This is a genomic window from Oceanobacillus salinisoli, from assembly GCF_009733865.1.
GTDB lineage: Bacteria > Bacillota > Bacilli > Bacillales > Amphibacillaceae > Oceanobacillus > Oceanobacillus salinisoli.
Window position 1 is genome coordinate 234,947 of record NZ_WOFB01000002.1, and the last position, 11,778, is coordinate 246,724.

An 11,778-nucleotide genomic window follows, 5' to 3' on the forward strand; every position below is an offset into this window, starting at 1 on the left:
ATTACATAACTAAGGGAGACGACATGAAATGATTGGAGTATATAAAGAGGAAATTAACGAAATACCGAGTTTAATCGTTGTAGATGCATCAATGGAGAATGAGAAACTGCCTGCAATCATTAAGATGCATGGTTTTACGAGTGCAAAAGAACATAATCTGGATTTGGCATATTTGCTTGCAGAAAAAGGCTTTCGAGTGATCCTTCCAGACAGTGTGCATCATGGTGAAAGAGATATGGGAATTCCCCCGATGAAAAGAACTTTAGCTTTTTGGGAAATTGTTATGCAAAACTTGAAAGATATAGAGTCCATTAAGTCCTTTTTGGAAGAAAAACAATGGCTGAAGGATAATCGTATTGGAATTGCCGGAACGAGTATGGGTGGTATTACTGTATCAGCTGCACTTACACAATTCCCATGGATTAAAACATCTGTTATTCTTATGGGGTCACCGAAAATATCCGAATTTGCGAAAGAGTTAGTGGACAGTTACCGAAAGATGATTAACCTGCCCTTTTCTGATGAGATGATTGATCAATTGTATGACAGGCTGGAAGCAATTGATCTATCCAAACAACCGGAAAAGCTGAATAATCGTCCATTACTGTTTTGGCATGGGGAAAACGATTCGGTTGTTCCATTTAATCATTCCCACAGTTTTTATAAGGAAGCGAAAAGCTTTTATGAAAACCCAGGTGATATCAAATATTTAAAAGAAGAGAATCGTGACCATAAAGTAAGCCGTCCAGCTAAATTGGAAACTGTTAAATGGTTTAAGGAACATCTGTAAGACAAAGTGTGATGTATATCATTTAAAAACGAAAGAAAATATGTTTAAATATAAGAAAGGTGATAAAGGGAGGTTAAATCGATGGATGAGGCACTAAAAGAAAATGTTATGGGGGCATTAGAGAACGTCATTGACCCTGAATTAGGCATAGATATCGTTAATTTGGGATTAGTATATGATGCAGAGGTGAATGAAGAAGGACTTTGCACAGTTACGATGACTTTAACTGCAATGGGTTGTCCACTTTCTGCACACATTGAGCGTGATGTGAAATTTGTCTTAGCAGATATTCCCGAAGTTAAAGAAGTCGATGTGAATATTGTTTGGAATCCGCCTTGGAGCAAAGAAAGAATGTCCCGTTACGCAAAAATTGCACTTGGAATTCCGGATTGATTAAAAGAAGTCAATACAATATATAGAAAAAACACCTGCCATTCATGAGGAATCAGCAGGTGTTTTTTCTATATATTGTAAACTGGAAAAATGAATAGTTCATTACATATAAGGAAAATTAATTATAAAGACTTTTGTCTAATCTGTTATGGAATTTGTTACTTAGAAGAAAACATAACAGGATGGTTGCAAAGGTCAAGAATTTATGTAAAATCTGGAGGTATTGTTTATGAAGCAAGGTACAGTAAAATGGTTTAATGCAGATAAAGGCTTTGGCTTTATCGAAGTTGAGGATGGAGATGATGTCTTCGTACATTTTTCCGCAATTCAAGGGGAAGGTTTTAAAACATTGGAAGAAGGCCAACAAGTTACATTTGATATTGAAGAAAGTGAACGTGGCCCTCAAGCAACAAATGTAGTTAAAGCATAAAACAAAATTAGAGGCTGGGACTAAAGACCCAGCCCTAAATAACTAATATAATTACATATTAAAGAAATGATTCATCCTCTTTTCCACAGGACAGGGAAAACTTACGGCAGCGTTACATCGCACGTAGAAAAAGCTGTTTTCTTTTTCAAGGAGTCACCGAGTATTTTCTTCGCTGGGTAGTGCTTTTCAACCTTCTACTTGAGTGTTACTAACCGATTTAATTGGATCAGAGAATAGATTATTTCTGTAGAATACAAAGATTTTTTCTTTTTTTCACGAGTAACCACAGTCCAAATCTTTTAGAAAATAGCCTTATTAAAAGAAAAGCCCGAACTGATTCGAATTCTGATGGTAGAATTTTGAATGACAGTTTGGGCTTTTGATTAAGATAAATTCTCTTATCTCTATAAGAATAATATAACAAGTAAACCGACAACTACACAGTAGTAGGAAAAGTATTTTAGGTTACCTCTAGCCATAATTCCCATGAACCATTTCAATGCAAAGTAAGAGGCAATAAACGCGGTAATAAAGGCGATTAAATTAGGAATGAGCATCGCCTGAAATTCATCACTGCCAATTAAATCAGGTACTTCTAGAATTGTAGTTCCAACGCTAACAGGAATATATAGCAGGAAGGAAAACCGAAGTGCTGTTTCCTGTTTCATTCCTACAAGCATAGACGCTACAATTGTTGCGCCAGAACGACTAATCCCTGGAGTAAGTGCAGCCGTTTGGGCTAGTCCAACAATAATTGCATCTTTTGTGGATAAGTCCCCATCGTTCTTTTTCCCACGCAAGTTTCGAATAATCCATACCGCTGCAGCAGTAATTAATAATGTATATCCAACAACAACAGGATTACTTAATGTATCTCCAATTACTTCTCCAAATAATACACCAATTACCCCAACTGGAATTGTTGCAATAATAAGGTATACAATAAAACGGAAATCACTTTTTGCTTCCTCTTCCTTTTTAAATAAGTAAAGATAGCTATTTTGGATAAGACGGATAATATCTTCACGATAAATAACTAAAATAGCAAGCAAGGATGCGAAATTAACAAAGATTTCAAAGGATAAACCTTCCGCCTCGATTCCAAATATTTCACGGAAGATAACAAGGTGACCACTGGATGAAATCGGAATTGGTTCAGTAATACCCTGCACCAATCCTAAAAACAAATATTGAAATAAAGTCCATAACTTCTCAATAAAATCCATTTAATTCTCTCCTTATAAATCGAACTAATTCTAATATGTAAAAACAAGTCACCATCTAATAGGCTGATGAATAATCTGGATGGTGAGGAGGTTGAAGAATGAAACATCATCATATATATGATTTATGTAAGCAGCATATGCATTCCTATGTACTAGCAGAAACAACAGATGGAACTAAATTTGACGGCATTATTACGGGTTTGGATGACGAGTATGTTTATTTCGCTGTTCCAGTCGACCCAACACAGCCAGATATGGGTTTAGGACATCTGGCAGATTATACGCCACAACAAGGGTTAGCTGGTTATACACCAAGTTATAGTCAACAAACAGAACCAACGGGCTATGCACCAGGCTATGGTCAACAGCCGGGACCATCCGGACAAATGCCTCAATATGCCCAACAGCCGGCACCAGGGTCAATGCCAATGCCTGGATATCCGCAACAGCCAGGAGGTATGAGACAAACGGATGATAGCCGTTATGGATTTCCGGGTGCGTTTGGTTACGGATACGGTTTCCCAGGTTATGGGTATGGTTTTCCACCTAGAAGATTTGCAAGACTGGTACTACCGTTAGCCGCATTGGTAGCACTTAGTGCACTGCCTTGGTACTAATAATAAACCCTTGCCACATTCCTTGAGGGCAAGGGTTTCACTGTAAAAATCATATGGAGTTAATTTTCTTCTTTTAAAACACTATCACCTAGAAGAAAGATAGCTGCAGATAAAATAGCAGCTAAAATCAATGAATCGGAAAGTACAAATGTTTCCCCAGCCATACTGGTTAATACATAGGAGATAGCTAAACTAATTAGAATTGCCCAAAAAATTGACATTATGTAGCGCATGTTTACACCTCACATTATAGCTGTTTGTTTATTTTAGTATATATTGATAAGAATTTTACATCCTATTTCCAGTTTATCAAAATAGGGAATAAAGGAAAAGTATTTTCTCGTTTTCCATAATTATGAAAAGGGGGAAGACAGATGTCCATCTTAATTGTTAACTGCAATCACTGGGTTGGGTTTCATATTATAAACACGATACTTGATCTGGACTACGATGTGGACGGAATAAAAGGAACAAATCAAAATAATGATTTATCGCTGTTTTTTGGAAGAAACAGTTCGTTTAGCTTTGTAACTGAAGAGAATCTGAAACCGTATCAATCATGTATCATTATTGGTGAATATCATCATACAGAAAACATTAAAGCAGAACAAAAATTTCTTATTGGTTTAGAGGATGAAGATGGTGCTTCTGAAAGAGAAGACATCGTTACGATTCAAGCACCACTATTATATGGCGAATGGATGCCGATGAATGAGAAAGGAATATACAAAAATAACAGGTTTATCCCTTTTGATTCCGAGGAATTTATAAATAATGCAATATATATACAAGTTTTTACTTCCGCACTCTTACAATGGATGAAATCTTCTACTTTACCAAAATATATAGAGGTAAACCCTGTTCATTCGAACCGGCAGCTAAAACTTGAGAATTTTGTCTATCTTAGGGACAATGGACCCAAAGAGAAAAAAATTGAGGATGTTAAAAAGCACTACAAATTATATAAAAATTTTTATTAGTATTCAAAAACTGCCGTTTACTCCTTGACATTTAGGCTATAAAATAAAAAATGGAATTACTGCTTTTAGATTGGGGTGCCTTCGTTGAAATCATTTAAACATATCTTGTTTTTCGTGTTACTACTATTGCTAACTGGATGCAGTTATTTTGAAACTGGGCAAATTCAAAATGTCGGTATGCTGCTGGATAGTGCTATTGAGGGAAATGCATGGAATGAAAGTGGATATAATGGATTACTCCGTATTGAAGAAGAGTTTGATACAGAGATTTTTTATAAGGAAAATATAAATACAGAAGAAGAAATCAGAAATGCAGTAGATGAGCTTGTACAAGATGGAGTTAATTTGATTTTTGGACATAGTAGTGTCTATGGGAATTATTTCTCCGAGCTTTCCCGGTATTACCCAGATGTTCATTTTGTTTATTTTAATGGTGGCATTTATAGTGAAAATGTAACAAGTCTTAATTTTAACTCACATGCAATGGGATTTTTTGGTGGCATGGTTGCAGGGGAAATGACAGAAACAAATAAAGTGGGAGTCATCGCTGCTTTTTTATGGCAGCCGGAGATAGAAGGTTTTTTTGAGGGGGTTAACTATCAAAATCCTGATGTGGTTGTAGAGATGGATTATATAAAAAGCTGGAATGACAAGGAAGCGGCCATGTCCATGTATGAACAAATGAAAGCAAATGATGTGGATGTTTTTTATCCAATAGGTGATGCTTATAGTGAAGATATTATTAAGCAGGTGGAAGCAGATGGATTATATGCAGTTGGTTATGTGAAGGATCAACTTGAAATTGCACCTGATGCGGTCTTGACAAGTACTATTCAGCATGTGGACAAGCTATATGAGATTACGGCAAGGAATTTCCATAAAGGGAAATTGAAAGGAGATATTCTGACTTTTGATTTTCAGGATGAAGTTATTTCGCTGGGTGAGTTTAACGAAGATATACCGGAAGACTTTCAGGATTATATTCATGAAACGGTGGAGGCATATATAGATACTTCTTTGTTGCCGAATGAGCAGTAAAAAAATCATTTTTTCTTGCCATTTGTAAGGTTATATAATAAAATTAGTACCAAGTCATAAGAATTGATTGTAAGAATTGATAGTTAATATTTTGAGCATCTTATAAGGAGCGGTGAATATGAGTGTTGGTTTTATAGGGCTCGGACATTACGTTCCCCCAAAAATAGTAACCAATAAAGATTTAGAAAAAATCGTGGACACAAGCGATGAGTGGATTCGAACACGAACAGGCATCGAAGAAAGAAGAATTGCAGAAGATGATATGAATACGTCAGATATGGCATATTTATCTGCGGTAGACGCGTTAAAGGATGCAAATTTGACAGCTGAAGATATAGATTTAATACTAGTGGCAACCGTAACACCAGACATGCCGTTTCCCTCTGTATCCTGTATGATACAAGAGAGACTTGGGGCAATAAGAGCGGCGGCAATGGATGTTAGTGCAGCATGCTCCGGTTTTATGTATGCCATATCAACGGCAAAACAATTTGTAGAATCAAAGACATATAAGAACATACTAGTCGTTGGTGTTGAAAAATTATCAAAAATCACGGACTGGTCTGACCGCAGTACTTGTGTATTGTTTGGAGATGGTGCTGGAGCGGCTGTTATTGGAGAGGTCTCTGAGGGTAGAGGAATCCTGTCATATGAACTGGGATCAGATGGAACAGGTGGAAAACATCTATACCAAAATTCAGACGATTATTTGGTAATGAACGGCCGTGAAGTATTTAAGTTTGCCGTAAGAAAAATGCCTGAAGCCTCCGTTAATGTCATTGAAAAAGCCGGGTTAAAGAAAGAAGACGTGGACTATCTAATTCCACATCAGGCAAATATTCGTATTATGGAAGCGGCTAGACAACGACTTGATATTTCAGAGGACAGAATGAATCAATCGATTAAAAAATATGGAAACACATCTGCAGCATCTATTGCTATTGCTTTATCAGAGTCTGTAAAAGATGGTCACATTAAAGACGATGATATCGTTGTTTTAGTAGGCTTTGGCGGTGGATTAACATGGGGTTCTATTGCCTTACGCTGGGGAAAATAATTGATAGATCTGGAAGGAGGATCATTTATGGATAAAAAACGAGTTGTAATTACAGGACTAGGAGCAGTGACTCCTGTAGGAAACGATGTTCGAACGATGTGGGAAAGCATTGTAAATGGAAAATCAGGAATTGATTTCGTAACCAAAATTGATAAAGACAATTATCCTGCTAAAGTTGCAGCGGAAGTGAAAGACTTTGACCCTACAAAATATATGGATAAAAAAGATGCAAGAAAAATGGATCCATTCACTCAATATGCTGTTGCGGCGGCTAAAATGGCAGTAGAAGATGCAAAGCTGGATATTAACGATGACAATCGTGATCGTGTAGGTGTCTGGATTGGATCAGGAATCGGCGGTATGAAAACATGGGAAGATCAGCATACGATTTTAATGGAAAAAGGACCAAGACGAGTAAGCCCATTTTTTGTTCCTATGATGATTCCGGATATGGCAGCAGGTCAAGTATCGATTCAATTAGGTGCAAGAGGGATAAACTCGTGTACGGTAACGGCTTGTGCATCAGGTGCCAATTCGATTGGTGATGCGTATAAAGCGGTTCAGCGTGGTGATGTTGATTATATCATTACAGGTGGTACGGAGGCCCCGATTTCCGATATGGCTTTTGCTGGTTTTTCTTCATCTAAAGCATTATCAACAAATGATGACCCTAAAACTGCGAGCCGCCCATTTGATAAGAATCGTGATGGTTTTGTCATGGGGGAGGGTGCAGGAATTCTAGTAATGGAATCCTTAGATAAAGCATTAGAGCGTGGAGCCCATATATATGGTGAAATTGTTGGTTATGGTGCAACAGGTGATGCATATCATATTACAGCTCCCGCTGAAAATGGAGAAGGTGCAACCCGTGCCATGCAGCACGCTTTATCAGATGCAGAATTACAAGCAGAAGTTGTTGACTATGTGAATGCCCACGGGACAAGTACAGCATTAAATGATAAATATGAAACACAAGCTATTAAAGCTGTTTTTGACGAATATGCACGCAAACTTGCCATTTCTTCAACGAAATCCATGACTGGGCATTTGCTAGGTGCAGCAGGTGGAATTGAAGCAGTTATCTCGTTATTGGCGATTAAGAATGGTATTATCCCACCAACTACAAATTATGAAACCCCTGATGAGGACTGTGATTTGGATTATGTTCCAAATCAAGCCCGTGAACAGGAAGTGAACGTGGTAATGAGTAATTCCTTAGGATTCGGTGGGCACAATGTGAGTTTAATTTTTAAAAAGTATAATGGGTAAGAGTGAACAGGAAGACTGATCAGCTATGTGCTGGTCAGTTTTTTTGTTTTTAGGCTTAATATACGAAGCGACTTTGTAGGATAGGCTAACTATTGAAAAATAAATCAACACAAAGGAGTGCGATATCAACCCAAGCGAGGAAGAAATCGACCATAGGAAGCCGGAAATCAACGTCAAGCAGGAATATATTAACCATTGAAAAATAAATCAACACAAAGGAGTGCGATATCAACCAAAGCGAGGAAGAAATCGACCATAGGAAGCCGGAAATCAACGTCAAGCAGGAATATATTAACCATTGAAAAATAAATCAACACAAAGGAGTGCGATATCAACCGAAGCGAGGAAGAAATCGACCATAGAAAGCCGGAAATCAACGGTAAGCATATATATATCAACCATTGAAAAATAAATCAACACAAAGGAGTGCGATATCAACCGAAGCGAGGAAGAAATCGACCATAGAAAGCCGGAAATCAACGGTAAGCATATATATATCAACCATTGAAAAATAAATCAACACAAAGGAATGCAATATCAACCGAAGCGAGGAAGAAATCGACCATAGGAAGCTGGAAATCAACGGTAAGATGAAAAAAGCACCACTAACATAGTGGCGCCCTTAACATCCTAATTAATCCAATACTGGATTTTTGAGCCAGAGGTAAAAAGGAGTCTTGAGGAAAATCCTCCAAGTCTGGGGCAAAGTAGATTCTTCCTTTATTATTTCCTTGGTACTTTAAGTTGAGGGAATTAAGTATAAAATATGCCGTTCTAGGAGAGTCAATTTGAAGTAATTCCCTGCACTGCTGGTTAGTTATTGTGTGATGGCCGAGTAAAAAGTAATCGAAAATCACTTGAATGTGCGAATTATTATCTAAATGCGAGCAGTTCGGACACATCCATCTTTTATATATCCTATTCATGGAATATTTATTGCAGTGAGGACAGGGGATTCCTTTTATAAGATGATAGTCAGATATTTGATAGGTATCCATTAGGTTTGGCTTAAGTGGCTCGTTGTTGTTTAGTAGTAGCATACATAATTTATTTAGAGTGTGTTTATTTAAGAGGATGTTCAAAAAGTCCGGTGAAAATGACACATCTATATAGGGCACCTTCTACTAAAACCGCCCACGTCCTGTGGGCAACGTAGAAGTCACCACATCCTGTGGAAGTTCGTTGGCTCGCTTTTCCGTTGCTCACGTATTAACTGCATACGTTTCGCTACTCAAAGCTTCGCCGCCTCGAACTTCTCGGTCCTTTTCATCCTCCTTTTTGAACACACACTTTAAGTAGGGTTTTTTTAAAACTATTCTTAATCCTGGAATGGTGGGGGATTCAAGCTTTCTGCACGTACTAGCTTGTTGTATATTTTGGGGTCTTCATAAATATTTGTGATTTTTGTTTGTGGGTTGCTGGAAACGACTAGGCTTTCAATTGTAATGTTAATCTTATGTGTGTGGAGCCAATATTCTAGGTTTTGTCTTTGTGTTTCGGCTTGCGTTTATTAGGTTAACTAGTTTACCCCATGATTGGAACTACTTCATATCCAAATCATCCAAATCCAAGGATGAAAAACAACCAAACATTAGAAAAGAACGTTTGTACATAATCTTAGCAACCATTTCAAAGTAGGCATGTCCCACCTTGGACAAGCATAAATATATAGTAAAAAGTGGACAAGGTGTAGGTGGAGAAATGGGATATGTTTTTTTATTTTTATTAGGATTTGGACTAGCTGTTACAGGAGGAGTTACACTTATTGCATATCTGAACTTTTTGCCAGCAGGATTAATTTGGGCTGATTATTTTATTTTTATCAGCAGCAGAATAGAATGTTATTTTTTGCCATTGGGATTTTTGCTGATGGCAATAGTAATTTCCCGTTTTCCAAACAACCCATAATCACTCAAGAAAAGAATATTTTTCTAAATGATGGTCATAATGTATTGTAAGTTAAAATTTGTTCAGCTGAACCAAGTGACTATCATACACATGACGTACAGAAAAGGAATTAAGTTTTTAAAGTGAGGGTTGTTTATGTTATATTTGCATGATGTTTGGGTGAATTGGTTTGAAGGAGAAGAAAACGGCTATAATGTATGTTATTTTCATGAATGGCGTAAAGATGATGGGATAGAATTATTGGATCAAGTACCACTTCTATACATAACACCGGGACTGTACAGCTACATCGAAAATGATATGCATGACTTGCCGAAACCTTTACTTGATGCCATTTATAAGCGTGCTTATATAAGAAAAGGACATGAAAGATCAGTAATTGAATATGCTTGTGTTGTGACAAATGGGGAAGATATCATCGCATTTGATACGATTGGGTATCACATCCCGATACGTAAAAGCAGATTAATTCCCAGACAAGAACAATTAGTATATGACATGATTAAAAAAACAAAGCCACAATCGTTTGGATTTGAATTGGAAAATTATGAGAAAGATTATCATATGTTGTCTATGGCTCCAGAGCTCGTGTTTGGACTTACTAGAAAAGAACGACAGTTAAAGCAATTATTAATGATTGCATTGGATCAATTGCGTACGTCCAATAATTTGGAAGAGTTGCGTTATTGGCTTACCGAATGGGATCCGAAACAATATCCATATATCCGCTATATGGACGAAGAAAAAGTATGGGATACTCTTTATAACGGGGTGAAGGACGGCTGGAGTCAAGCACACGAAGATTTATGCGGGAAATTAATTAAAGGGCAGCCTTTCCTCGAGCAAATGTGGGAAGTTGAAAATGGCCAAGAACAAAATACATCCAGTCAAAAATAGATATATAAAAAGAGGGCAGTCTGAATTTGCTTCAGGATGCCCTCTTTTTGAATGGTTTAGGAGATGGCATAAGCCATACGCTTTTAGCAGATAAGAAAGTATAACACTTTCTTATTTGGGATGAGTGCCACTAAGCCAATCACCTAAAAGCTTGGCGAACGCCATGTTTTCTTACGTTATTTATTCTTTTTAACTCTTCCTAATCCCATTGCTTTCTTCGCTTTCATCAATGTTTTATTTGCAGGAATAGAAGCTTTTCCTGCACCTTCATCTAAAATATTATCAAGTTCTTCCGAAGTAATTAATTTTTCATATTCTTCTTGAATAGGTTGTAATAACGTAATAACAGCATTGGCAACATCTTGTTTAAACTCTCCATAGCCTTTACCTTCATATTTCGCTTCCAATGTTTCTATCGATTCGCCTGAACAGCTGGAATAGATGGTAAGTAGGTTAGATACTCCTGGTTTATTCTCTTTATCGTATTTAACAATTCCCTCTGAATCTGTTACAGCACTTTTTATTTTTTTCTCGATACGTTTCGGATTATCAAGCATGGAAATGAAGCCTTTTTCATTTTCATCTGATTTACTCATTTTCTTTGTCGGATCTTGTAAGGACATGATTCGTGCACCAACCTTAGGTATACGTATCTCTGGAATCGTAAAGATATCATTATAACGATTGTTAAAACGTTGTGCTAAATCTCTTGTTAATTCAAGATGCTGTTTCTGATCATCTCCAACCGGTACGATGTTGGTTTGATACAGTAAAATGTCAGCTGCCATTAACGAAGGATAAGTAAGTAAAGCAGAAGAAACTGCTTCTTTTCCGTTAGACTTATCTTTGTATTGTGTCATACGTTCCAATTCGCCTACATAGCTTATGGACTGTAATATCCATCCTAATTGGGTGTGTGCTGGTACTTCAGATTGGATGAACAAGGTAGCCTTTTTGGGATCAATCCCTGAAGCAAGGTATAGGGCAGCTAAAGAACGAATATTATTTCGTAATTTTAATCGTTCCTGTGGGACAGTGATGGCATGTTCATCGACAATACAGAAATAACATTCATAATCGTCCTGCAGTTCTACAAATTGTTTGATTGCTCCTAAATAATTTCCTAAGGTTAGTGTGCCACTTGGCTGAATACCTGAAAAAATTTTCTCCATT

The 11,778-nt window shown here is 37.1% G+C and carries 13 protein-coding genes; 10 read left to right on the forward strand and 3 right to left on the reverse strand.

Annotated elements, in window-relative coordinates:
* The first annotated feature begins 28 nt into the window (after positions 1-28).
* From GMJ66_RS02940 to GMJ66_RS02950, 3 genes are all read left to right on the forward strand, one after another.
* Entirely contained in the window at positions 29-790 is a 762-nt protein-coding gene (locus GMJ66_RS02940) for an alpha/beta fold hydrolase (RefSeq protein ID WP_156288847.1), read from the forward strand.
* Positions 791-871: 81 nt separating this feature from the next.
* Positions 872-1,183: a metal-sulfur cluster assembly factor gene (locus tag GMJ66_RS02945; RefSeq protein ID WP_156288848.1), complete on the forward strand. Its 312-nt coding sequence runs from the start codon at positions 872-874 to the stop codon at positions 1,181-1,183.
* A 229-nt stretch (positions 1,184-1,412) separates the two neighbouring features.
* Positions 1,413-1,613 carry a cold-shock protein gene (locus GMJ66_RS02950; protein ID WP_156288849.1) on the forward strand — a complete coding sequence of 67 codons (201 nt, stop codon included), beginning with the start codon at positions 1,413-1,415 and terminating at the stop codon, positions 1,611-1,613.
* Positions 1,614-2,017: 404 nt separating this feature from the next.
* Here GMJ66_RS02950 and GMJ66_RS02955 read toward each other — a convergent pair whose 3' ends face one another.
* Positions 2,018-2,830, reverse strand: coding sequence for an undecaprenyl-diphosphate phosphatase (locus GMJ66_RS02955; protein WP_197046595.1), 813 nt, complete (start codon positions 2,828-2,830; stop codon positions 2,018-2,020).
* Between the two features lie 107 nt (positions 2,831-2,937).
* Here GMJ66_RS02955 and GMJ66_RS02960 point away from each other — a divergent pair, with 107 nt between their 5' ends.
* Positions 2,938-3,456 carry a hypothetical protein gene (locus GMJ66_RS02960; protein ID WP_156288851.1) on the forward strand — a complete coding sequence of 173 codons (519 nt, stop codon included), beginning with the start codon at positions 2,938-2,940 and terminating at the stop codon, positions 3,454-3,456.
* A 59-nt stretch (positions 3,457-3,515) separates the two neighbouring features.
* On the opposite strand, the gene GMJ66_RS02965 is transcribed toward GMJ66_RS02960, so the two are convergent.
* Entirely contained in the window at positions 3,516-3,689 is a 174-nt protein-coding gene (locus GMJ66_RS02965) for a DUF2929 family protein (RefSeq protein ID WP_156288852.1), read from the reverse strand.
* 141 nt (positions 3,690-3,830) lie between these two features.
* Here GMJ66_RS02965 and GMJ66_RS02970 point away from each other — a divergent pair, with 141 nt between their 5' ends.
* From GMJ66_RS02970 to GMJ66_RS02995, 6 genes are all read left to right on the forward strand, one after another.
* Positions 3,831-4,436: a hypothetical protein gene (locus tag GMJ66_RS02970; protein WP_156288853.1), complete on the forward strand. Its 606-nt coding sequence runs from the start codon at positions 3,831-3,833 to the stop codon at positions 4,434-4,436.
* An 84-nt stretch (positions 4,437-4,520) separates the two neighbouring features.
* Entirely contained in the window at positions 4,521-5,474 is a 954-nt protein-coding gene (locus GMJ66_RS02975; protein WP_231514795.1) for a BMP family ABC transporter substrate-binding protein, read from the forward strand.
* Positions 5,475-5,592: 118 nt separating this feature from the next.
* On the forward strand, positions 5,593-6,531 hold the full coding sequence (locus GMJ66_RS02980) for a beta-ketoacyl-ACP synthase III (protein ID WP_156288854.1): 939 nt from the start codon (positions 5,593-5,595) through the stop codon (positions 6,529-6,531).
* A gap of 27 nt (positions 6,532-6,558) precedes the next feature.
* Positions 6,559-7,800 (forward strand): beta-ketoacyl-ACP synthase II, encoded by a 1,242-nt coding sequence (gene fabF / locus GMJ66_RS02985; RefSeq protein WP_156288855.1) that lies wholly within the window; start codon positions 6,559-6,561, stop codon positions 7,798-7,800.
* A 1,701-nt stretch (positions 7,801-9,501) separates the two neighbouring features.
* Complete coding sequence (locus tag GMJ66_RS02990) at positions 9,502-9,708, forward strand: hypothetical protein (RefSeq protein ID WP_156289002.1); 207 nt, start codon at positions 9,502-9,504, stop codon at positions 9,706-9,708.
* Positions 9,709-9,843: 135 nt separating this feature from the next.
* Positions 9,844-10,605: a YjbA family protein gene (locus tag GMJ66_RS02995; RefSeq protein ID WP_156288856.1), complete on the forward strand. Its 762-nt coding sequence runs from the start codon at positions 9,844-9,846 to the stop codon at positions 10,603-10,605.
* Positions 10,606-10,781: 176 nt separating this feature from the next.
* On the opposite strand, the gene trpS is transcribed toward GMJ66_RS02995, so the two are convergent.
* Positions 10,782-11,777, reverse strand: coding sequence for a tryptophan--tRNA ligase (gene trpS, locus GMJ66_RS03000; protein WP_156288857.1), 996 nt, complete (start codon positions 11,775-11,777; stop codon positions 10,782-10,784).
* Position 11,778: the final 1 nt, after the last annotated feature.

Bases quoted from the DNA above. Each gene is read 5' to 3' on its own strand.
- GMJ66_RS02940 (WP_156288847.1), top strand. From the start codon at position 29: ATGATTGGAGTATATAAAGAGGAAATTAACGAAATACCGAGTTTAATC.
- GMJ66_RS02945 (WP_156288848.1), top strand. From the start codon at position 872: ATGGATGAGGCACTAAAAGAAAATGTTATGGGGGCATTAGAGAACGTC.
- GMJ66_RS02950 (WP_156288849.1), top strand. From the start codon at position 1,413: ATGAAGCAAGGTACAGTAAAATGGTTTAATGCAGATAAAGGCTTTGGC.
- GMJ66_RS02960 (WP_156288851.1), top strand. From the start codon at position 2,938: ATGAAACATCATCATATATATGATTTATGTAAGCAGCATATGCATTCC.
- GMJ66_RS02965 (WP_156288852.1), bottom strand. From the start codon at position 3,689: ATGCGCTACATAATGTCAATTTTTTGGGCAATTCTAATTAGTTTAGCT.
- GMJ66_RS02970 (WP_156288853.1), top strand. From the start codon at position 3,831: ATGTCCATCTTAATTGTTAACTGCAATCACTGGGTTGGGTTTCATATT.
- GMJ66_RS02980 (WP_156288854.1), top strand. From the start codon at position 5,593: ATGAGTGTTGGTTTTATAGGGCTCGGACATTACGTTCCCCCAAAAATA.
- fabF (WP_156288855.1), top strand. From the start codon at position 6,559: ATGGATAAAAAACGAGTTGTAATTACAGGACTAGGAGCAGTGACTCCT.
- GMJ66_RS02990 (WP_156289002.1), top strand. From the start codon at position 9,502: ATGGGATATGTTTTTTTATTTTTATTAGGATTTGGACTAGCTGTTACA.
- GMJ66_RS02995 (WP_156288856.1), top strand. From the start codon at position 9,844: ATGTTATATTTGCATGATGTTTGGGTGAATTGGTTTGAAGGAGAAGAA.
- trpS (WP_156288857.1), bottom strand. From the start codon at position 11,777: ATGGAGAAAATTTTTTCAGGTATTCAGCCAAGTGGCACACTAACCTTA.